The following is a 22,109-nucleotide window of genomic DNA, read 5'->3' as shown; positions in this document are numbered from 1 at the left end:
AACCTCTATGGTTACGGTTTAACAAATTCTGGAATATCACCATAATAACCCATTGCCATTCTTGCTAGGCGTTTTTTTACAAATGGTAATTTATCCGCCGCCGATAGTCCAAGATTTCGAACGCCTTTAATAATCGTTGAAGAGCTTGTAGAACTACGTTTAAATAGATCCATCGATCCCATAATTAACATATTATGAGCCTTACGACGCTTTTCATAGCGCTTAAGCATCGTTAGGTCGCCTAATTGGATACCTGCTTTTTTCGCATTAATCAACTCTTCAACTAATGTTGCCGAGTCTAAATATCCAATATTCACTCCTAATCCTGCAAGAGGATGGATAGAATGTGCCGCATCTCCTGCAAGCGCAAAATTCTCACGAACATACGTTTGTGCATGATTCAGTCGAAGTGGATATGCGCCTAACTCACCAGCAATCTCAATACGACCAAACTTCCATTCAAATCCTTCAGAAAGGCGATTTGAAAACGCGTCCGGTGAAAGCGCTAAGAGCTCATCCGCTTCTTCATATGTTGTATGCCACGCTAATGAACAACGTCCATCATTCAGCGGTAATAATGCTAAAGGACCATTATCTAAAAAACGTTGCCAACAACTATTTTCATGGCTTTTTTCAGGACGAACCTGACCCACAATAGTTTTTTGACCATAACTCCAACCTGTCGTCGGTATATTGGCCCAATCACGCACTAATGATCGTCCTCCATCTGCACCAATAATGAGCTCTGATACATATTCTTCACCATTATTGAGCTTCACTTTTACATCACCATTACCGAGACGTTCGAATGACTCTAGCTTCGTTTGATCAAAAATTGTAATGAGATCGAGCTGCTGCGCTCTATCAAGCAATACACCTTGTGTCGCCTCATTATCCATAATCCAACCAAGTGCATCTGAACCAGTACCTTCAGCATCAAAGGTTAGCTCCCCGCGTCCACCAGAATCCCAAACATGCATATGTAAAAATGGGGTAATTCGACCAGTATGCAACAACCCATCCCATGCATCCACATATTCAAGCCATTTTTTACTTGAAGGAGTAAATGCCGACACACGAAGACCATAATCATCTTTGGGGTAGAGTTGAGCTAAAGGATGAAATTCAATCACTAATACTTTAAAGCCCGCTTTTGCAAGTCCAATCGCAATACTTGAACCGACCAACCCGGCCCCATTAATAATGACATCAAAACGATTACTCATACGCTTTTCCTCTTCGTTCCATCTAGCGATTAACGATTCGTGTATGTGCTTAACTCATCAGCACGTTTAAAACAGATTCCCTTAATATCCCATTCCAAATCGAGCAATTCGATCTTTAAGCGGCTTAATAGCATTAATTGTTCGCAAAGCAATATTACGAAGATGGGATGCTCCCGGTAAATCAAGACCAAAACTTCGAACGAGAAAATCCGTCGAACCAACAACCTTTATAACATCAGAATGCCGTTCCCGTTGATAACGCTCAAGATCTTCAATCGTTGGGATAGCTCCATTTTTAAAATATGGCAGCAACAACTCGCAATCTCTAAAACCTAAATTTAATCCTTGGCCTGCAATAGGATGTAGAGAGTGAGCACTATTCCCTACCAATGTTAAGCAGGGCTTACAGACCGTTTTAGGAACCATCAAACTTAAGCCCCAAATATGGCGATCGGTCACAGATTCAATATCACCAAGATCTAATCCTACTCGGTAGATCACTTCATTTGCAAAGACTTCATCCAATGCCTTTTCCCAACGATCATGCTCATCACGTTTTGCAATCATCACAATCGCCATTTCATGACTACCAACGGGCAATAACGCTATTGGACCATCACTGGTAAAGCGTTCATAGGCCATATTATGATGAGGTCTTTCAAAACGGGCACGTGCGATAACTGCAATTTGATCGTAATCGCGATAATAAGTCTCAATACCGGATATTGTTCGAAGATGAGAGTTCATTCCCTCAGCGGCAAGAATCCAATCATAAATTACATCCTCTTTTTCGCCTTTAGAAACCAACGTTGCTTTAGCAACTGTACGTGTAATTCCTGCGCTTACTTCCGGCTCAAGCGTATAATTCACCAAGCGAGTCTCATCAAGATAAGTGATCTGTGCATATTTTTCTAATTCATTGAGCATTTCAAGAACAAGTCGCCCCAAGGGAACAAGCGCCCCAAAATCGTACAAATTATGTTCAGAAGCGAACATTTCAACTTTTGTTGCATAACCTTTTTCAGAAACTTGTACTGATTGAATCGGCGTAGAGAAAGGCTCAATGGCTTGCCAAACATCAACAGACTCTAAAAATTTTACCGAACGATGAGACAAAGCAATCATCCGCGTATCTTTTTCCAATAAAACATGATCCGGCCGCTGATGTTGATCCACAACAACAACCGACAGTGAAGAATCTTTTAATCCTAATGCAAATGAGAGCCCAATAGGCCCTGCACCGGAAATTAAAATCTGTTTCTCTCTTATCGCCATGCTTTTATCACCTTTCAAAATGCATAGAATCTATTCTATGCGAGCTTCAACAGGAATATATTGATACACCACAAGTTTCATGCAGTTTATCCACTCAATAGTCTTAGAGAAGCCCCCATAAAGAACACTTCCAAATCAATCAGATTTTCTTATTCCGTCGGTAGACTAAGGATTTCATACCCCTCATTCGTTACCAAGATTGCATGCTCCCATTGTGCAGTTAAGGAACGATCACGTGTTACCGCAGTCCAACCATCATTGAGTACTTTTACCGCTGATTTTCCAACATTAATCATCGGTTCAATGGTAAAGATCATTCCAGGCTCCATAATTTCTGTAACAAGCGGTGAATCATAATGTAATACTTGCGGAGCTTCATGAAGTGCTAATCCAACGCCATGCCCACAAAAATCTTGAACAACTGAGTAATTATGCGCATGTGCGTGTTTCTGTATTACACGACCAATATTACGAAATGGCGCCCCCGGTTTTACTTCTTCGATCCCAAGCATCATGCATTCATATGTCACATCCACAAGACGCTTTGCCAAAATTGAAGGTTCACCAACACAGAACATTTGGCTACTATCACCAAAATATCCATCTTTTGAAAGACAAATATCAATATTCAATATATCGCCATCTTTTAATACCCGTTCCCCCGGAATACCATGACAAACAACATGATTTAAAGAGATACACGTTGCACCGGGAAATGGGGGATGACCGTAATTTAAACTACCGGATGTTAACCCATCTTCTAGCATCCAACTATAAATTAACTCATCTAACGATTTTGTAGTCACTCCTGCTTTTACATACGGCTTAATGCGCTTTAAAAGATTTGCGACGGCTTGATTTGCTTTACGAATACCATCGATCTGTTGTTGATCTTTGATATAAATTTGAGACATATAATTCCCTTCTTTCTAACGACAATTTACTTTGTTACAGCATATTGCCACTGATTGATAATATATTTTTAAAACTATTATACCGGATTTTGTATCGAAAATTTTCAAGTTCATCATAAAATGAAAGCTCCATTAGGAGCTCACATTTATTATTGCGATTCAATTACGTACGAGGAAGTGTGACCCCTGTTTGCCCTTGATACTTACCGCCACGATCTTTATAAGACGTTTCACAGGCCTTATCAGATTCTAAAAAGAGCATCTGTGCAACACCCTCGCCCGCATAAATTTTTGCGGGAAGCGGTGTTGTATTTGAAAACTCTAAAGTTACATGCCCTTCCCACTCTGGTTCTAACGGTGTTACATTGACGATAATACCACAACGCGCATATGTTGATTTCCCTAAACAGATGGTCAATACCGAACGTGGGATACGGAAATACTCCACGGTTCTAGCCAGAGCAAATGAGTTAGGTGGAATAATGCAAACATCAGAAACAACATCGACAAAACTATTTTTATCGAAATTTTTAGGATCTACGACACTGGAATTAATATTAGTGAAAATTTTAAATTCATTACTACAACGAACATCGTAGCCATAACTCGACGTACCATAACTGATAATTCGCCCTTTCTCATTTTCTCTCACTTGCCCTGGCTCAAACGGCTCAATCATTCCATATTTTTCAGCTTGTTCCCGTATCCAATGATCTGCTTTAATCGACATAGATCTTCCTTCTGTTTGATCTGAAATAATGCATTATTCTCTGTAAAACCAATTTTGTTAGAATCAAAATCTTACCTTCTAAAGGTCGGGTCGCACTTAGTGATTCTTCTAAGTGCCCCTTCAAAGTGCTATTCACAAACTCTATTTAAGTTCTTTGCCTTGAGATTGTTGTACAACTACTTTAGGAAAACCGGCCATTTTATCACGATCACGAAGTGACAATTCCGCCATCATTTTAATAGCAATTTCACGATAACGAGCAGCTAAATCATCAGATGTTGTTGCCGTTGGCTTCCCGCGATCAGCCTCTTCACGGATTTTAATATCAAGTGGCATACGCCCTAAAAGTTTTACACCCTCTGCTTCAGCGAGATTCTTACCACCATCTGAGCCAAAAATAGCCTCTTCATGACCACAGTTTGAGCAGATATGGTAACTCATATTCTCAATAATACCGAGAATTGGAATTCCTACGGTTGCAAACATATTAATCCCCTTACGAGCATCGAGTAACGCAATATCCTGAGGTGTTGTAATAATCACACTCCCTGATACGGGGACTTGTTGTGCAAGTGTTAATTGGATATCTCCAGTCCCTGGTGGCATATCCACAATCAGATAGTCGAGATCTTTCCAATTAGTTTCTTTGAGCATTTGTGCCAACGCCGAAACCGCCATAGGGGCACGCCAAATTGCCGCTTGAGGATCCGCAATAAGATAACCAATAGAGTTTGTTTGTAAGCCTTGCGTTTCGACAGGTTCCATCGACTTACCATCAACCGACACAGGCTTTTCATGGCTATTGAGCATTGTCGGAAGACTAGGACCATAAATATCCGCATCCAAAATACCAACTTTTGCACCTTCATTACGGAGCGATAACGCTAGATTCACCGCCGTTGTCGATTTACCAACGCCTCCTTTACCTGATGCGACAGCAATAATATTTTTCACATTCGGTAAAGCATGTAATTGCCCTTGCACTTTATGCGCAACAATTTTAGTAGAGATATTAACTACCACAGAACTTCCCGTTTCTGTCTCAATCATCGACTCTAAAGTTTTTTTTATCTCTTCAATATGTGCTTTACCATAGAATCCAAGAATAATCTCCACTTTCACTTGTGGCGTACTATTTTGATCAATTTCGATCGACTTAACGCAGTTTGCCGTCATGAGATCTGTTTCTAAATAATGGTCTTGATATTGACGTATAACTGCTTCAACCATCTCTTTTGTCATTGTCATTCTTGTCTCCTCTTTGGAATCGATAACATCGATCTATTCTAGCATTGCCGAGACAATAAATTAACCGATGATCATAAAACTCTTAAAATATTCGCCCTAATTCACATTAGATTCGTGAAATGCTTAAGACTCTTCATTCAACGCTTGAAGCAAGCGCTGGCCATTTCCACTCTTTGCCTCTAATGTCATTGTCAATGTCTCCCCCTGACGCTCAAGTTCAAGTGCAAGATCAGGCTCAGGCAATACATTTACGCCTTTCTCTGGCCACTCAACTAACCAAACACCTGCTTCTTCCAACAATCCTAAATCATAAATCTCCATTGGCGAGGCTAATCGATAGAGGTCTGTATGCAAAATGACTCCACCTGCAAACTCATACTGCTCTATTAATGTATACGTAGGACTTTTAATAGACCCCGTGATACCAAAGGCTTGGATAAAGAAACGAGAAAAAGCAGTTTTCCCCGCACCTAAATTTCCTTTTAAAAAAATCTTAAAATCCGCTAATGCCTTATCCGCTTGTAACCACTTTGCTATTTCAGCAGCAAAACTGGCTGTTTCTGTTTCTGAAGATAAGATTTTAATCCAACGACTCATCGTAATGACCCTCTTTAATTCCAAATATCATTTACATATCGAACAACTGTTTCATTATGCCGTTTTGACTTCTGACTTAGGAAGACGTTTTGATAGGATTGCTAAGCGAATATTCAGGAAAATCGCCGCAAAGGTTAAACCAACAATCAACCCCATCCAAACTCCGGGGGCTTCGAGTTGTTTAACAACACCTAAATAGTAACAGAGTGGGAATGCGATGAGCCAATAGGAGGCAATTCCTAAATACATCGGCACTTTAGTATCTTTCATACCACGAAGAATACCATTTGCCGAAATTTGTAAACCATCGGGTAATTGAAAGAGAATCGAATAGATAATTAACCCCGCGGACATATGAATAATCTCAGGATTACTGTTGAAGAGTTGCGGAATATGGTAACGAGAAAAATAGAGTAATAAACTCGTAACAAGCATTAAACAGAACACAACAAAACGCCCCATATTATTAATGCGTAAGACACTCTCATAATCCCTACGGCCCATTCGCTGCCCAACCATCGCCGTTAATGCCATTGCAGTACTCAATGGGATCATAAAAGTCATTGAAGTAATCGCAAGCGATATCTGATGACTTGCAACAACAACGGTTCCAAACTGCCCCAATATTAATCCAGCAGAAGAGAAGATCGCAACTTCCGCAAAGAGCGTTGCGCCACTTGGCAAGCCAACACGCACCATTTCACCTAAACGTGCATCCGGTTTTTCAAACTTACGAACAAGGCGAAGATTACGCAAACGCGGATCAATAAAGGTAAAAAAGAGAATAAGGAAAAGCATAATCCAAAAGGTAAATCCTGTTCCTAAACCTGAGCCGATAATGCCATAACTCGGTATTGCTAATGGTTCAAAACCATTGACTAATACATAGTTCAAAATCGCATTCGAGATGAAGCCGACACCACAAACAATAGTAATGACAATAGGACGCGCCACACCTTCACAAACCGCACGTAAACTATTAAAGATTAAAATTGCTGGGGCTCCAATACTTAACGCTCGAAGATACGAGACAGAACCTGGAATTAGACTCTCCTCGACCCGCAACATTCGTAAAAGATGCTCGGAGAAGAAATTCATGATAAAGACCACAAGAACAATCAATACCGTCGAAATAATCAATCCATTATGCCAAATATTGGCAACCTGATCACTATTACCCCGACCAAATTCATGGGCACTAAAGATCGCCACACTCATCAACACACCAGTACTGCAAAGAAGGAGTGGGTTCCAAATCATTACACCAAGACCGACAGATGCTTGCACATTACTATCAAAATGCCCCGTAATCGCAATATCAACAACACCCATTCCTACCAAGAACCATTGAGTAATGAGGATGGGGAGTGTCAATGCAAACAACATCGATAGTTCATCTTTTCGAAAGCGAAAACGTTCGAAAAATTTCATAATAACCTCTTCTATTTATTGGGAGATTATTAGCAATCCCCTCTTGTTATATTTGATATTCAAAATTACTGCCGGCATTTTATCCTACTTATGAAAATTTCATAACTCGATTTGTGATTATTTTATAAATACCGCAATACAATACATTATGATTGGAAAATCGATTGCCGAATCAATGACCGTAAATGTTAATCCTTCACCGATTCAGGAAGGTTACCTCGCAATCCTTGATAGACAATTTCTGCAAGTTTATAGCTAATCCCCGGCACTTTAGCAATATCCTCGATACTTGCATTTTTAAGCGATTCTAAACCGCCAAAGTGGGTTAAAAGTGCCACTCTGCGTGACTCACCAATCCCTGGAATATCTTCTAATAACGACCGACGGCGCGCCTTATCTCGACGCGCTCTATGACCTTCAATTGCAAATCGATGAGTTTCATCACGAATCTGCGTTAATAGATGAAATGCTGGCGAACTAGAATCAATAGGCAAAGGAGCTTTATCACGTAGCCAAATAATATCTTTTCCACGAACTTTTCCTTCCCCTTCAGAAATTGCGAGCAGAAAAATTTGGGTAATATTAAGCGAATCCAAAACGTCGATCGCAATCTGTAATTGCCCTTTTCCGCCATCAATCAAAAGTAGATCAGGAAATTCTTCTGGGTTCTTTCCTTTAAATCGGCGTGTTAAGGCTTGGCGCATTGCTTCATAATCATCTCCCGGCGTGATTCCCTCGATATTGAAACGGCGATAATGTTTTTTCGTAAATCCTTCCGGTGTATAGACCACATTTGCAGCAACTGTACGCTCCCCAAAGCTATGAGAGTTATCGAAACATTCGATGCGCATAATGGGTTTTTCTAACCCTAATAATTGATTCAATGCAAAGAGCCGATCTTCCACTTGTGCTCGACTTGCGAGCTTAATTTTTGTGGAGTGCTGAGCATTATTTTCGACCATTTCTAACCATTTTCGTTTACGTCCACGAATATTATGAGGATATTGCAGGTGAACTTGGTAATCGACAATTTCCGCTAATCCTAACGAAAGCCAACTCTGCTCCTCTTCGCCTAATTCAGTATTGAGGATAATATTACGAGGTGGTAATCGATGTTCACCATAATATTGTGTAATAAACGCGCTCATAATCTCATCAAATTTTGTATCTTTCGGCACCTTAGGGAAATAAGCACGTGTTCCTAAAACCCGCCCATCTCGGATAGTCATCACCTCAATATTGGTAATTTCCGCTTCCTCATAAAGTGCAAGAATATCGAGCGAATCACGGCTCTCCTCCATAATACTCGCACTTTGAATCTCCCGAATATATTGGATTTGATCCCGAATCTCCGCTGCCTTTTCAAACTGCATATTTTGACTAAAGAGATTCATCTTCGTAATCAGATGATCTACCAATTGTTGTGATTGTCCACTTAAAAAGAGCATGGCTTCTTGAACTGTTTCGAGATAATCCGAGCGCGTAATTTTATCAACACATGGCCCCGAGCAACGCTGAATCTGATATTGCAAGCAAGGTCGCGTTCGATGTGCAAAAAAACTATCTTCACACTCACGAACACGAAAGACTTTTTTCATAAGATTAAGCGTTTCTTTAACTGCACCTGACGATGGGAATGGGCCAAACATTTTTCCCCGTTTTTTGCGAGCTCCACGATAAAAGCTAAAACGCGGAAAAGGATGATCCGATACATAAATATAAGGATAACTTTTATCATCAATCAGCCGAACATTGTAGCGGGGACGGTACTCTTTAATTAGATTGCTCTCGAGCAGCAACGCTTCTTTTTCTGTTGCGGTGAGCGTTGTTTCAATTGAGTCAATATTCGCAACAAGCGCTTGAGTTTTTGGGGGATGGTGTTTAGTTTTAAAATAACTTGTTAAACGATTTTTAAGATTTTTTGCCTTACCAACATAAATTACATCACCATGAATATCACGCATGACATAGATTCCCGAAGTTTGCGGGGCATTCTTTAAAAAATCATCAACATCAAAACTCATCTTGGTTCTCACTTTCAGTGTTTAACTTACTTTATCACGTCCTACCCTAAACAATGTTTCAATCAATGCAACCTAAAATAGAAAATAACAAGTGCTTAACAACAAACTCAATAGGATTGCGGAGATCGATATACTTTAATAATTCTAAAGTGGTATATTAACGCCGTTAAGTTTGGAGACAAATCATAAAGGATAATTATCTTATGTCTAATAGAATATCTCTACAAGATGTACTGCAAAGTATTGATCCAGCACTCTCATCTGAGACCTATGTATATGTAGGTGTACCGACACAATCACTCTTAAAAGTGCTTGGTTATGAACCGATTGCTTTTTTTCGTGAAAACGAAGGTATCACCCTTCTAATGCGTAAAGAAGATGCCGATAATAACTGCCTACAATATGAGGGGGAATATTGTAAAATAACGCTAGATGTCCCATTTTCTGATGCGAGTACAGGATTAACCGCAATTGTTTCGAGTGCGCTCGCCAAGGCAGGAATTGATATTAAACCCATCCAAACAGTGCACAACAGCTATATTATGATCAATAAAAGCGACGCTCATACCGCACTTGAAATTATGCAAGCACTACAAACAAAAATTCAGGGACTTAGCGCACACTAACGATTTTGTTATAAATACAATTTGTAATATTACCCTCATAAATTGAACAGCATCTATATCGGGATGAGAGAACAGTTAAAAAAGGGAACAGAATTCGCATCTATTCCCTTTTCATGATCGAGCTAAAAACTACATTTTTCCTTAAAGATTTACCGACTCCAACCACATCTCTAAAAGGGCTGCATGCCATAATTTAGACCCTTGAATATTGGTAAAGCTTGAAGGCGCCTCTGGATTATCCACAAGATCTTGAATATAACTTGGATTAAATATCCCACGCGCTTTCGCTTTATCACTTGTAACCATATCGCGCATCATCTCTAAGAAATCGCCTCGAACATATTTTAGCGCGGGCATGGGAAAGTAGGCTTTTTGTCGATCAATGATGTCATCCGGCACCCGCCCACGAGCGATATCTTTTAAAATACCTTTTCCATGGTGCATTAACTTAAACTCTGGGGGCATCGCCATCGTCATTTCGACCAAACGTTGATCTAAAAATGGCATTCTTGCTTCTAGACCATGCGCCATGGTCATGTTATCCACACGTTTAATCGGATCATCGACCGCTAAGCGTGTCACATCGAAGCGAAGCACTTTATCTAAAAAGGTTTCTGCCCCCGAACGTGTTAAATGATCTCGAATATAATCCCCCGCAATATCACTGGTATGATATTGCTTCGTAAATGCTTGAAGCCATTCATCATGGTCGCGATCGATATAAAATTGAGCAAAACGCTGATAAGGATCTAACTCTTCGCTCTCCACCATTTTCGGATACCAAAAGTAACCTGCGAATAACTCATCGGCCCCTTGACCGCTTTGAACAACTGAACTCACCGTTTTAACTTTTTCTGACAAAAGATAGAAACCAATCGCATCTTGCCCAAAGAGCGGCTCGCTCATGTTTTTAACAGCTTCTGGTAGTCGGCGTAATACTTCACTATTAGGAATTTCAAATTTATGATGATCTGTTTTATATTTCGCCACAAATTGGTCTGAATAGAAGAACTCAGAACCCTTCTCTTCTGGCTGATCTTCAAAACCGACAGAAAAGGTTTTAATATCATTAAAGCCTTGTTCAATCGCAAGCGCAGTAATAAGCGTTGAGTCTAATCCGCCTGAAAGAAGTACTCCGACTTTTTCATTAGCGAAACCTAGCTCTTTTTTAATCGCAGATTTTAGGAGACTTTCAGTAATCTCTTTCCATGTTTCATAATCATTTTCAGGATAATCACGTTTTGCAGTAAGATCCCAATAACCGCACTCTTCGGCAATCCCGTTACTACGAACAATCATATAATGACCAGGTTCAACTTTGCGTACGCCTTTTAAAATCGTCAACGGTGCAGGGACAACAGCATGAAGCGAATACATAAAGTGAAGCGCTTTAGGATCGATCTCTGTATCCACATCCTTACTCTGTAAAATGCTCTGTGTAGTCGATCCAAAATAGAATGCTTGTCCCGATTTACCAAAGCTATAATAAAGGGGTTTTTTCCCGAAGCGATCGCGCACAAGAACGAGCTCTTCTTTTTGATCATTCCAAAGAGCTATCGCATAAGCGCCATCGAGCTTCTCAACAAAATTATTCCCCCAGCAATGATACGCCTTGGTAAGAACCTCTGCCTGAGACTCTGTATAAAATTGATACCCCACCTCACGAAGCTCTTCACGAAGTTCATCTTGGTTATACACCGTGCCATTTGTCGCAACGACTAAACCAAGTGCTTCATCATGGAATGGCTCAACACCATTACTTACAGCAGCTAAACGGGTATGAATAAGACCGATCATTTTATGACGAAATATCGATGTACCATCCGGACCGCGCTTAACGATAGGCTCAGACATTTTTTGTAATAATGTCTCATCCACAGCTGTCTCATTGAATTTCACTACACCGGCTATTCCGCTCATGATCTTTCCTCTTTATTCATTAAATAACTAAAATTTGCGCAAATCGTTCACGATACTGCTCACAATATCGCTCATTAGATCTACAACATAAAACTCTCACCGCAGCCACATTCTGCTTTTGCCGCAGGATTTTGAAACTTAAACATCCGATTAATGCCATCTTGGATATAATCTAGCGTGACACTCTCGAGATACGGCAGTATCTCGGGATCGGCAACTATCATAATGGGATCTTTTTCCAAAATCTCAACACTTTCATCAACTTTGTCACAAAAATCAATGTAATACTTATAGCCCGAACAACCCGATTTTTGAAGCGCAACACGAATCGCTTCTGCATGACTTTCTTGAAGATTCTTGGCTAATTGAATTTTTGCTGCATCAGTGACTGTAAACATTTTATCTCCTTCAACAATGATGATTTTCATCATAGCTAATCGCTTATAAAACAAACAACTACATGATAAAAAGCAAAATAGAACTAAATTAGTGCTATTTTACATTAACTCGACCTACTTGACGAGGAACTTTCTCAGTTTTCTCGTTATAAAACGATGTGAGTTTTCATAACGTTTATGATCTCTTTTGGGTACTCAACTGCGTAATATCAACATAAACTTCATTATTTTCACCCGACAGATTTTTAATATCCGAGAGTGATCCTTCGGCATAGATCACATCAAACCCGATTTCAAAAAGCCCTTCATTATTTTTAAGTTTTTCAGTACGCTGAAACCAATCTTCGAGCCATGACGGGGTACGTAATCCTTTAAAAGGATCAAATGGCCTTCCCGCAACCACTCGTGCATCATTGAGTAATGTTGATAATTTTTCATAAGTGAGAGTAATCTTTTCAATAAAAAGTACGGCATTTTTAAAGCCCAATGCGTGGAGAAAATCACCAATATCCTCAATATCGGGAAATTCATTAACTAACGGACCTGCAGAATCTTTTAACTCTGGAAAACTCCCTGTTCCAATTGTGGTAAAAAACAATTTTCCTTTGGCATTAAGATGAACTTGATAAGCACGAATTTGGGACTCAAGCTCCCATAGATCTTGCAGATAAAGATTACTTATAATGAGATCATATCGCTGAATACCAACTAGCGGGCCTTGATTTTCATGCACTATTGCCTCTGGAAATCGCTTATGAAGAAGCTCTGTAAGATAATGGTCAAAAGCACCATCTACCAAAATACTTTCCGGCATTAAATCATCTTCTAAATACTCCACCATTCGCCTTGCGATCTCATGATGTATAAAAGCATGTTGTGGATAGAGCTCCGAATTATGAAGTAGTACATTTCTAGGCTGTTTTTTTTCTATACTCATATCACTCGCTTTTATTATTATCAATCAAAAGGAGATGTCTAAATTTAAAAAGGAGACATCAAGTTGCAAACGTCAATGGGCCTTATTTTACCATGAATTAATCAACGCTTGATGAAGCTCGCTATAAATTAACAAAGGGCTATTAAAATAGCCCCTTTTATCACTGCTTAAAGATTATAAGCCTTATTAAAATTCCTACATTGATCGAACATTTAACTGCCCCATCATCCCTAATGTTTCATGTTCTAGAATATGGCAATGGAACATTCTTATACCTGGCAAATCTTGCTGAAAAATAATTTTTATCCGCTCATATGGCCGAAGATTCATTGTATCTTTCCGTGCCTTAAATGGAATTGATTCCTTAATGCCATTGATCTCTCTTTCGATCACAAAAAACTGTGTTCCGTGAATATGAAAATTGTGGTCCATATGGGTATTATTAAATATTTCCCACTCCTGAGGCACTCCTTGGGCAATTTCAAGATCAACGCGCGCCATGTCATGTGATTTTCCATTAATTAAAAATTGTAACGCTTGGGGTGACATCGCTTCGGTATACTCTAAGCGATATTTATTCATCCGCCCAGCGGGAATATTGAGCGTTCGAATACTATGGGGAAGCTGATAGTTCGGTTGTTTGGTCATTTTTAGTGTTGCAATCGCATAGGAAGGCGCGATGGAACTATCACCCATTTTATGTCGATCGTAACTTAAATTTGTCAACTCAACACGCGCATCTCGATTAGGGATAATAACAATCTCTATACGTTCTGCTGGTGATAGCAAATATTCATCAAGCTTGATTGGCTTTTCGATAAAACCACCATCACTTGCGACTAAATAGGTTGGTGAAAAATGGAAATCCAGATTGAGATATCGAGCAGAAGAAGCATTAATAATTCGCAATCTTGTGGGGCCATTAACTGTCACTTCGGGTTTATATTGCCCATTAACAAGTGTAAATTGCCCTTCTCGCCCATTCATCCAATCCAAAAAGCTATTTTCCGCTATTTTCCCATCAGAATGTAATTTTAAATCCGATACGAAAAGATGTTTTTCTGGAAGGGCTGCAAAGGGATCATCCTTAGCTCTAACAATAAAACTTCCAGCCAACCCCTTAAATACCTGTTTTGCAACAGTACCATGCCCGTGAGGATGATACCAGTAAGTTCCGGCGGTTCCTTCTGGAATTGTAAAGGTATACGTTTTACGCCCTTTTGGTTTTATCGCATCTTGTGGATTTCCATCCTGATCTGAAGGTGTCAAAAGACCATGCCAATGAACTGTCGTCTCTTCATCTAATTCATTAACCACATCAATCACAACGTGATCGCCCTCAAAAACTTCTATTTGCGGCCCAGGCAACATGCCATTATATCCCCAAAAATCAGTTTTTTTCCCTGGCACTAGCTCCACCTCACCATTCGTAATGTGAAGCGTACCTCTAAATTCACCAGCTTTATTAGATTCATTCTGAAGTTTAGGAATGGAGGATAATTCAACACCTTTTGGCATCGCTTCTACATTCATTAAATTTTTTGACGCTGCTTCCATTACGGCGATCGCTTTTTTAGTTAAACGAAACGGTCCTAATTGATAGCCTTCTTGCAACATGCCATTCATATTATGCATATCATGTGACATTGCTCCCTGCCCCATGGAATGACCACTCATTCCCATTCCACTATGTTTAGCACCAGAGTGATCATCCATACCAAAAGCAAGCGGAAGTGTTAAAGTCGCGAGTGAAGAGATCCCCCCTAAAAGAATCTGACGTCTTTGACGAAATATTGCGTGATTTTGTTTATCATTATTCATTAAATTAATCCTTTTATATTCATAATTGATAGAAACACAAACTATGAAAATGGCGAGTATTCAAACTATATTCCATGTTATTTTTGTTCCTTAAAAATTGATTAAGCCTCTCGTAAAACTACGAGTGTTGATTTAAAAATTATGAATATTGCGGCGGGGGATTATCCAATATTGGAATATATGAGACATGAAAATAACTCACAACCGATCTCGATTGCGTTTGACGAATAAACGGAATCTCAAAAAGAGCGGTTAACAACCCACAACAGCCATGAGAACAGTGATTTGAGGAGTCGCAGCAATGGCTTACTCCATCATTATGTTGATGAGTAGATGTTAATGCATTCTTCGCTTTTAGCTCAAAATCTGGCGAAATCAGCACCTTAGATTTGGTCTGCTCTATCTTTATTAGAGGCTGTTCATGTATCGAGTGAGCGAATGAAAAACCTATCTGCGTACCCCAAAGTGGCGACACAATATATGTCCCCAGCAACAGATAAAAAAAGAAACGCAATAAGATTTTAAATTTCATTGAGTTACTTTAACAAAAAAGAACACTCTTTCAATCTATATTATTCTTAATTGATAATTATACAGCTACCAATCAACGCTTCTCTCAAACACTTAATAGATTAGCAGCAACGATAAAATCACAGGTCAAGATCCCTATTAGTCTTCCAAAGTGAATTAGATTTGCCTTATAGAATTTTCTCTTTATAAAGAGAAACTGATAAAAATATATTTACATTTAAAATAATTTAAAACTCATTTTTTTCATACATAATAATATCTTTTGCATTCTCGATATCGCAAAAAGGACGTAATTTTAGTAATGGATTAGCCAATTGGTGAGGTATAAGAAACAATCATCGAGGTCCCGAATACTCACTTTTTGATTGCCAAGATGGCCCTGATGATTTTGATTTATCACATATTTTAAAAGGAATTGAATCTAATCCAGCAATTGATTTACGAGACAAATAACTATTTACTGATAGCGAAGTCTTTGAACTCGAAAAGAAAATAAAAATCAGTTACTATCTAGAGATTAGATGGATCTATCAATATAGAGACTCGTAGATACTAAAAGGATTGTTATGAGTGAATCAACCGCTGTCTATCCTGGAACATTTGACCCCATTACGAATGGGCACTCGGATATTATTATTCGAGCGGCTCGTATCTTCCCTAAATTAATCGTTGCTGTTGCAAAGATTAGTGGCCCTAAGAAAAAACCACTCTTCACTTTTGAAGAACGGCTTGATATGGCAACCACGATCTTTAAAGAACATAAAAATATTGAGGTCGTTGGCTTTAATGATCTACTGGTCCGTTTTATGGATTCCATCGATAGTAAAGTACTTGTGCGTGGCTTGCGCGCAGTATCTGATTTTGAATATGAATTTCAAATGGCAAGCTTAAATCGCCACCTAAATGGAAAAATTGAAACCATTTTTTTAACACCAAGTGAAAAATACTCATTTGTCTCATCGACGATGGTCCGCGAAGCATCAATGCTTGGTGGCGACGTGAGTGCAATTGTTCATCCTTATGTGAGAGAAGCGTTAGAGAAAAAATATCATGAGCGGGAGCACTCAGGTATTATCTAATTCATTTGGACACTATCGTTATCTCTTATGAATGATCTGAGTTACCCATCGCCCCAATTTATTACTCGCTTACAAACAAAAGCTGCGGAGCTTGGTATCAATGCACTCTCTAGCGCCGATATCGACTCTGGTAAAAATCGGGATTACTTTATCGAATGGCTCGGAGAGGGATTTCATGGCGATTTAGATTATATGTATAAACATGGGGAGAAACGCTACCACCCAGATCTCCTCGTCCCCGGCACTGTATCGATGCTCACCGCGCAACTTCACTACTTTAACCCAGAGATTGATGCCAAAGCGCGCCTAGAAGATCCCAACCACGCCTATGTTGCAGAATATGCCCTCGGGCGGGATTACCATAAAGTGCTCCGCAATATGCTCACCAAATTGGGAAAGTGGTTACAAGAAGAGATCCCCGGCCTTGAATTTCGTGCCTTTGTAGATAGCGCACCGGTATTAGAACGCGCCTTCAGCCAAAAATCGGGCCTCGGCTTCTTTGGAAAAAATACCATGATCATTCACCCAAAGAGAGGCTCCTTCTTTTTTCTCGGCGAATTGTTACTCTCAAAACGGATCGATATCCCCAGCGAGCCGATCACCAATCATTGTGGCCAATGTACTCGTTGTCTCAAAGCCTGCCCCACAGATGCGATTGTCTCCCCCTTTAAGATCGATGCTCGCAAATGCATCTCTTATCTCACCATCGAACATTTTGGCCCCATTCCAGAAGCGTATCGCACCGCGATGGGAAACCGTATTTTTGGCTGTGATGATTGCCAAATCGTCTGCCCGTGGAATCGCTTTGCGATCGATCTCACAACTCGAGACTTCTTCCCCCGCCACAAGCTCGATTCTTCCACACTCCTAGAGCTTTTTAGTTGGACAAAAGCAGAATTCCTCCGCAAAACAGAAGGCTCCCCCATCCGCCGGCTCGGCTACGCAAGATGGCTCCGTAATATCGCCATCGGTATCGGCAATAGCCCCTATTCAGAAGAGAATATCTCGGCACTGAAAGCAAAAGAGAGCTTTGAAGATGAAGCAGTGAGAGAACATGTCGCATGGGCGCTTAAAGAGCAGAATGGAAAAAATAATTGATCTATTTCCTCATCGGCCCCTCTCAAAAAGCTTAGTTTTCTTCAATAAAAGCTGATTCCCAAAAGGGATCTGAATACCAATCCTCAGGTATTCTCATTACTTTTCTTGATACGTTAGGATATTTCTCTAACAAATAATGTAATCGTATCGCCCATCCTAAATGAGGGTTCACTGTATATAGAAAATATTGGAGTATCCAAATACGCTATTCCACAAGTGAAAGTGATGAGCAATACATATGATTTAGATAACGACTAGTGCTTTCTGTCCTCAATAATGAAACCTCGCCATTCCCACTGATCAACCAACTCTAGCACTGATTTTTTAGGTTTGGAGAAAAACGGCTTATTCAGATGATTTTTAAATAATCCCAAAAACAAAAAAACCTGCTCATTTGTGCATAAATTAAAATAAATTAATTCAGAGGCATGGCAGGCGTGATGTCTAACTTATAACAAGATAACTTAAAAAATGAAAAATTGCTTTTATCAAAGCTAACATTCTAAGAACTTTTTTCCTAAATATTTCAAAGCTCTTAAGGTCTTATCTGACCCTTAAGAGCGATCAATATTACTGAATTAAGCCTGTACAATGCCCATCACTATCGCAGCAACTAGTAAGAGAATACCGATTAACCACATCCAAAAAAATGCATAACGGATATATTTACCCATTTCAATATTCGCTAAGCCTAACGCCAACCAGAGTGCTGGAGAGAAAGGACTTACAAACGTTCCGACAATATTCCCCACAATCATTGCATATGCGGTTGAAGTCGGCGCGATTCCATAAGTGGTCCCAATTTGTTCAACAACTGGCAACAAGGCAAAATAGTAAGCATCCGTACTCAACAATAGATCAAACGGAAGCCCTAAAAATCCAATAATGAGATGAATATAGCGTCCCATAAATTCAGGCATAATTTTAATTAAATCTTCCGCGATTGATATCAGCATTCCAGTTCCATTTAAGACACCTAAAAAGACACCCGCTGCAAGAATAATAGAGGCCATCGATAACGCATTGGGAGCATGGCGTTTAATACATTCATTTTGTAGTTTTATACTGCGAAAATTAACAGGCAATGCAATTGCTACACCAATCATAAACGCAAATCCGGCGGGAATAATGCCCATAACAAGTACCGCTATAATAGCGATCGTGAGTATCAAATTAAATAGATATAAGCCAAGATTAAAGTTTTGAATATTTTCAATAACCTCATCATGATCCTCATGGCTTGATAAGGCTGGCAATGTGGCAATACGACGCTTCTCTCTGATTCCTAAAATAGTCGCTAATCCTATCATCAGTATCATTCCCACTGCTTGAACAGGGATTAATGGGCGCCATAGTTCTGTCACATCCATTTCTAGGACACTTGCGGTTCTCCCCAACGGGCCGCCCCAAGGGATCATATTCATAATGCTCGCACTCCCGCCAATGAGTAGAACAAGCAAATAAGGACTAATTCGCATTCGTTTATAAAGAGGCAACAATGCTGGGATCGTAATTAAAAATGTCGAAGCTCCTGAACCATCAAGCTGGGCAATTGCGGCGATTACAACACTGCCAATACAGATGGTGATGATATTACCTCGGGTTAGCTGAATCATCTTATTGATTAAAGGATCAAACAGCCCGGCATCTTGCAAAATTCCAAAAAAGATAATGGCAAAGATAAACATCACCACAACGTTCATGACAGAGCCCAGACCCGATTTAAAAAATCCCCCAATCTCTTCCATTCCAAAACCAGCGACTAAAGCACCTATTATCGGGATCAACGTTAAAGCGACAATAGGAATAACCTTTCCTCGAATCAACAAAGTTACGATTGTTATAATTGTTGCAAACCCTATTAAACTCAACACTCCAAACTCCTTTTTTATTTTTTTAATACTTAATATACATTTATAAATTGAATCTTTAGTTATATATGAGAATGAATAGGCGAACAACTATTATCAAATAACACCAAGTCGTTGTTAAAAAATAATACAGCTCACACATTTGACTGAGGCTTCACCAGCCATGTTTCTCACTGCGTTTTATATAAAAATGTTATGAAATAACCTTATTGGATATTAATTTATTGAGTATAATGTCTACATTATTAGTTATCTAAGTCTATTTTAATGACTTTTAACGTCAGCTTTATTTTTATAAGAGATTATTATGCATTGGACTTTCCACGTTATTCACCACGCATTTCATACTCGTTTTCGTTTTGTGTTTTCTCTATTTCTCGCCATCATTGCTTTTTTACTTTTCATGACGAAATATACGGTATTTACGAGCTTTATCGGAGGATGGAATATCTTTTCGTGGATCTATCTACTATTTTTACTTCAAAAGATCCATTTTCACCGTGGTGAAGATATTCGCAAGATTACCCAAGAAGAAGATGAGAGCGCAAAAATGGTTTTCTTCTTTCTACTTCTTGGTTGCTGTGCAAGTTTATTGACGCTTTTCTTTGGACTCGGTGGGCATGATGACCTGACAGGACGGGATAAAATTTTACAATATCTATTAACAGCATCAACGCTCATCTCCTCATGGCTACTGATCCCTATGGGTTATACCATGCATTACGCGCACCTTTTTTATGGGAATCCGGTGCCTGAAAAACCTTGGCTCCTCTTTCCTGAAAAACTTGAGCTCCCCACCTACTCCGACTTTATGTATTTTGCATTTACCATTGCCGTTGCCTCCCAAACGGCAGATATTGAAATATCCTCTACTCCCATGCGGCGTGCGGTACTCCTGCAATCGATCATTTCATTTCTCTTTAATATGACGATTTTGGGGCTCTGTATTAATATTTCAGCAAGTTTGTTTTAGATCCATATTTCTCCATCAAGGGGAAAATACCCATACTTAAGAACTCTGGTCGCAAAAAAACATAATTTAAAGTATCATAGCCAATAATTTTTCGTAGCATCCTTAAGAATAACACTGAGGTAAGTCGTGTCACATAACTATCATCGTCGCCATTCACGCTGGTATGAAGTCATTATCTTTAACTTCTGGTTTCAGATCGTCATCGGCTATCTCTTAATTGTGATTCTACCGCAGTGGCTCCGCTATGGTGGCTTGGTGGATAGTTTATCTCTTCAAGTCAATTCCAATACCAATACACTCTATGCCAATAGCATCGCCTTTTTGGCCGCATTTTTTATCCTGAGAAAGATGCACCAATTCCCTGGCGCGCGTAATATGGCCTATATCTTCCCGATGATTGCCGGCAGTTGGCTCATTGTGATTGCGATTCTCTTCTTTCTCCGTGCTGAATATGCACGTAGTATTTTGGCCTCTTCTTACTTTTTAGCTAATCTCTGGGCGATTGGTGGCTACTACCTGGCACGCCGTTACTATACACCTAAGCTCGCCATTATCCCCTTTGGACATGCACCGGATTTAACAAAACAGAATAATATCCTTACAACATTACTGGATGAACCCAATTTAGAAGGTCGCCGTTATGATGCAGTTATCGCAGATTTACACTCACCTATGCCAGCAGAATGGCAACGCTTTTTAGCAGAATGTACATTAGCGCGTATTCCTGTTTATAACTCGCGCCAATTTATCGAACAGGTTACTGGCAGAGTTAGGCTCGATTACATTTCAGAAAATATATACGGTACACTCTACCCTTCTCCGATTTATGAACTTGTTAAAAGAGTGATTGAGATTCTCTTAGTCCTCATTACCGCCCCTTTCTGGCTCCCAATTATTGCGATGACAGCCATTATCATCAAGCTTGAAAGCCCAGGTGGCATCTTCTTTACCCAAAAGCGCGTAGGATTAGGGAATAGAGACTTTACCGTCTATAAACTTCGCTCGATGTGTCAAGACTCAGAAAAGTCCGGCGCACAATTTGCACAGGCAAACGATATGCGTGTTACCCGTGTTGGGAAGTTTATTCGGAAAACACGTATCGATGAGCTGCCTCAATTCTTTAATATTCTTAAAGGGGATATGAGCCTCATTGGCCCGCGTCCAGAACAGCGCACCTTTGTTGAGCAATTTGAGCAAGAGATCCCTTTCTATGCCTACCGCCACGTGGTTCGTCCCGGTATTACCGGCTGGGCACAAGTGACACAAGGCTATGCAGCCGATGCCGATGAAACACGCATCAAGCTCGAACATGATTTCTACTATATTAAAAACTTCTCCCTCTGGCTCGATATTCTTATTGTATTGAAGACCATTAGAACGATGTTGACAGGATTTGGGGCTAGGTAACAC

General features: G+C 39.7%; 18 protein-coding genes. 5 read left to right on the top strand and 13 right to left on the bottom strand.

Translation table 11 applies throughout. The features are described from left to right. Positions 1–11: 11 nt before the first annotated feature. The 8 genes from ACPF7B_RS09255 to uvrC all read right to left on the bottom strand — a co-directional run bounded on the left by ACPF7B_RS09255 (position 12) and on the right by uvrC (position 9,445). Entirely contained in the window at positions 12–1,226 is a 1,215-nt protein-coding gene (locus tag ACPF7B_RS09255) for a UbiH/UbiF/VisC/COQ6 family ubiquinone biosynthesis hydroxylase (protein WP_490505520.1), read from the bottom strand. An 81-nt stretch (positions 1,227–1,307) separates the two neighbouring features. After that, positions 1,308–2,501, bottom strand: coding sequence for an FAD-dependent monooxygenase (locus tag ACPF7B_RS09250; protein ID WP_490505519.1), 1,194 nt, complete (start codon positions 2,499–2,501; stop codon positions 1,308–1,310). A gap of 149 nt (positions 2,502–2,650) precedes the next feature. After that, positions 2,651–3,415 carry a type I methionyl aminopeptidase gene (gene map / locus ACPF7B_RS09245; protein WP_490505518.1) on the bottom strand — a complete coding sequence of 255 codons (765 nt, stop codon included), beginning with the start codon at positions 3,413–3,415 and terminating at the stop codon, positions 2,651–2,653. 163 nt (positions 3,416–3,578) lie between these two features. Then, a complete protein-coding gene (gene dcd / locus ACPF7B_RS09240) occupies positions 3,579–4,145 on the bottom strand; it encodes a dCTP deaminase (RefSeq protein ID WP_490505517.1) in 567 nt (188 codons plus the stop codon). Positions 4,146–4,286: 141 nt separating this feature from the next. Next, a complete protein-coding gene (gene apbC, locus ACPF7B_RS09235) occupies positions 4,287–5,393 on the bottom strand; it encodes an iron-sulfur cluster carrier protein ApbC (protein ID WP_490505516.1) in 1,107 nt (368 codons plus the stop codon). Between the two features lie 123 nt (positions 5,394–5,516). Next, on the bottom strand, positions 5,517–5,990 hold the full coding sequence (tsaE, locus tag ACPF7B_RS09230; RefSeq protein WP_490505515.1) for a tRNA (adenosine(37)-N6)-threonylcarbamoyltransferase complex ATPase subunit type 1 TsaE: 474 nt from the start codon (positions 5,988–5,990) through the stop codon (positions 5,517–5,519). 54 nt (positions 5,991–6,044) lie between these two features. Further along, positions 6,045–7,421 (bottom strand): MATE family efflux transporter, encoded by a 1,377-nt coding sequence (locus ACPF7B_RS09225; RefSeq protein ID WP_490505514.1) that lies wholly within the window; start codon positions 7,419–7,421, stop codon positions 6,045–6,047. Between the two features lie 188 nt (positions 7,422–7,609). Continuing rightward, on the bottom strand, positions 7,610–9,445 hold the full coding sequence (gene uvrC / locus ACPF7B_RS09220; protein WP_490505513.1) for an excinuclease ABC subunit UvrC: 1,836 nt from the start codon (positions 9,443–9,445) through the stop codon (positions 7,610–7,612). Positions 9,446–9,648: 203 nt separating this feature from the next. On the opposite strand from uvrC, the gene ACPF7B_RS09215 reads away from it, so the two are divergent. After that, positions 9,649–10,071, top strand: coding sequence for an ACT domain-containing protein (locus tag ACPF7B_RS09215; protein ID WP_490505512.1), 423 nt, complete (start codon positions 9,649–9,651; stop codon positions 10,069–10,071). A gap of 141 nt (positions 10,072–10,212) precedes the next feature. On the opposite strand, the gene ACPF7B_RS09210 is transcribed toward ACPF7B_RS09215, so the two are convergent. The 4 genes from ACPF7B_RS09210 to ACPF7B_RS09195 form a co-directional block, all read right to left on the bottom strand. Next, positions 10,213–11,991 carry an N-acetylglutaminylglutamine amidotransferase gene (locus ACPF7B_RS09210; RefSeq protein WP_490505511.1) on the bottom strand — a complete coding sequence of 593 codons (1,779 nt, stop codon included), beginning with the start codon at positions 11,989–11,991 and terminating at the stop codon, positions 10,213–10,215. A gap of 80 nt (positions 11,992–12,071) precedes the next feature. Then, positions 12,072–12,389: a HesB/IscA family protein gene (locus tag ACPF7B_RS09205; protein WP_490505510.1), complete on the bottom strand. Its 318-nt coding sequence runs from the start codon at positions 12,387–12,389 to the stop codon at positions 12,072–12,074. Between the two features lie 175 nt (positions 12,390–12,564). Then, positions 12,565–13,326, bottom strand: coding sequence for a methyltransferase domain-containing protein (locus ACPF7B_RS09200; RefSeq protein WP_490505509.1), 762 nt, complete (start codon positions 13,324–13,326; stop codon positions 12,565–12,567). Positions 13,327–13,521: 195 nt separating this feature from the next. Further along, entirely contained in the window at positions 13,522–15,147 is a 1,626-nt protein-coding gene (locus tag ACPF7B_RS09195) for a multicopper oxidase family protein (protein ID WP_490505508.1), read from the bottom strand. 1,097 nt (positions 15,148–16,244) lie between these two features. Here ACPF7B_RS09195 and coaD point away from each other — a divergent pair. Together coaD and queG are read left to right on the top strand one after the other, a co-directional pair. After that, positions 16,245–16,757 carry a pantetheine-phosphate adenylyltransferase gene (coaD, locus tag ACPF7B_RS09190; protein ID WP_490505507.1) on the top strand — a complete coding sequence of 171 codons (513 nt, stop codon included), beginning with the start codon at positions 16,245–16,247 and terminating at the stop codon, positions 16,755–16,757. A gap of 27 nt (positions 16,758–16,784) precedes the next feature. Further along, positions 16,785–17,855: a tRNA epoxyqueuosine(34) reductase QueG gene (gene queG, locus ACPF7B_RS09185; RefSeq protein ID WP_490505506.1), complete on the top strand. Its 1,071-nt coding sequence runs from the start codon at positions 16,785–16,787 to the stop codon at positions 17,853–17,855. A 578-nt stretch (positions 17,856–18,433) separates the two neighbouring features. Here the strand turns inward: queG and ACPF7B_RS09180 are convergent. After that, positions 18,434–19,747, bottom strand: a complete 1,314-nt coding sequence (locus tag ACPF7B_RS09180; RefSeq protein WP_490506526.1) for a CitMHS family transporter — start codon at positions 19,745–19,747, stop codon at positions 18,434–18,436. 286 nt (positions 19,748–20,033) lie between these two features. Between ACPF7B_RS09180 and ACPF7B_RS09175 the strand changes: the two genes are divergently transcribed. Both ACPF7B_RS09175 and ACPF7B_RS09170 read left to right on the top strand, forming a co-directional pair. Continuing rightward, positions 20,034–20,699 carry a DUF1345 domain-containing protein gene (locus ACPF7B_RS09175; RefSeq protein ID WP_490505505.1) on the top strand — a complete coding sequence of 222 codons (666 nt, stop codon included), beginning with the start codon at positions 20,034–20,036 and terminating at the stop codon, positions 20,697–20,699. 126 nt (positions 20,700–20,825) lie between these two features. Beyond that, positions 20,826–22,106 carry a sugar transferase gene (locus ACPF7B_RS09170; protein WP_490505504.1) on the top strand — a complete coding sequence of 427 codons (1,281 nt, stop codon included), beginning with the start codon at positions 20,826–20,828 and terminating at the stop codon, positions 22,104–22,106. The last annotated feature ends 3 nt before the right edge of the window (positions 22,107–22,109 follow it).

It is taken from the genome of Ignatzschineria sp. 22MB058224 (genome assembly GCF_058188435.1).
Note: the sequence above shows the minus strand (reverse complement) of the source record. Positions and strands in the feature narration are given on the sequence as shown.

What these genes read in the sequence shown, in the direction of transcription:
- ACPF7B_RS09210 (WP_490505511.1), bottom strand. Translation starts at nt 11,991, where the DNA reads ATGAGCGGAATAGCCGGTGTAGTGAAATTCAATGAGACAGCTGTGGAT.
- ACPF7B_RS09225 (WP_490505514.1), bottom strand. Translation starts at nt 7,421, where the DNA reads ATGAAATTTTTCGAACGTTTTCGCTTTCGAAAAGATGAACTATCGATG.
- ACPF7B_RS09205 (WP_490505510.1), bottom strand. Translation starts at nt 12,389, where the DNA reads ATGTTTACAGTCACTGATGCAGCAAAAATTCAATTAGCCAAGAATCTT.
- queG (WP_490505506.1), top strand. Translation starts at nt 16,785, where the DNA reads ATGAATGATCTGAGTTACCCATCGCCCCAATTTATTACTCGCTTACAA.
- ACPF7B_RS09250 (WP_490505519.1), bottom strand. Translation starts at nt 2,501, where the DNA reads ATGGCGATAAGAGAGAAACAGATTTTAATTTCCGGTGCAGGGCCTATT.
- ACPF7B_RS09215 (WP_490505512.1), top strand. Translation starts at nt 9,649, where the DNA reads ATGTCTAATAGAATATCTCTACAAGATGTACTGCAAAGTATTGATCCA.
- tsaE (WP_490505515.1), bottom strand. Translation starts at nt 5,990, where the DNA reads ATGAGTCGTTGGATTAAAATCTTATCTTCAGAAACAGAAACAGCCAGT.
- ACPF7B_RS09200 (WP_490505509.1), bottom strand. Translation starts at nt 13,326, where the DNA reads ATGAGTATAGAAAAAAAACAGCCTAGAAATGTACTACTTCATAATTCG.
- ACPF7B_RS09255 (WP_490505520.1), bottom strand. Translation starts at nt 1,226, where the DNA reads ATGAGTAATCGTTTTGATGTCATTATTAATGGGGCCGGGTTGGTCGGT.
- coaD (WP_490505507.1), top strand. Translation starts at nt 16,245, where the DNA reads ATGAGTGAATCAACCGCTGTCTATCCTGGAACATTTGACCCCATTACG.
- dcd (WP_490505517.1), bottom strand. Translation starts at nt 4,145, where the DNA reads ATGTCGATTAAAGCAGATCATTGGATACGGGAACAAGCTGAAAAATAT.
- ACPF7B_RS09195 (WP_490505508.1), bottom strand. Translation starts at nt 15,147, where the DNA reads ATGAATAATGATAAACAAAATCACGCAATATTTCGTCAAAGACGTCAG.
- apbC (WP_490505516.1), bottom strand. Translation starts at nt 5,393, where the DNA reads ATGACAATGACAAAAGAGATGGTTGAAGCAGTTATACGTCAATATCAA.
- map (WP_490505518.1), bottom strand. Translation starts at nt 3,415, where the DNA reads ATGTCTCAAATTTATATCAAAGATCAACAACAGATCGATGGTATTCGT.
- uvrC (WP_490505513.1), bottom strand. Translation starts at nt 9,445, where the DNA reads ATGAGTTTTGATGTTGATGATTTTTTAAAGAATGCCCCGCAAACTTCG.
- ACPF7B_RS09175 (WP_490505505.1), top strand. Translation starts at nt 20,034, where the DNA reads ATGCATTGGACTTTCCACGTTATTCACCACGCATTTCATACTCGTTTT.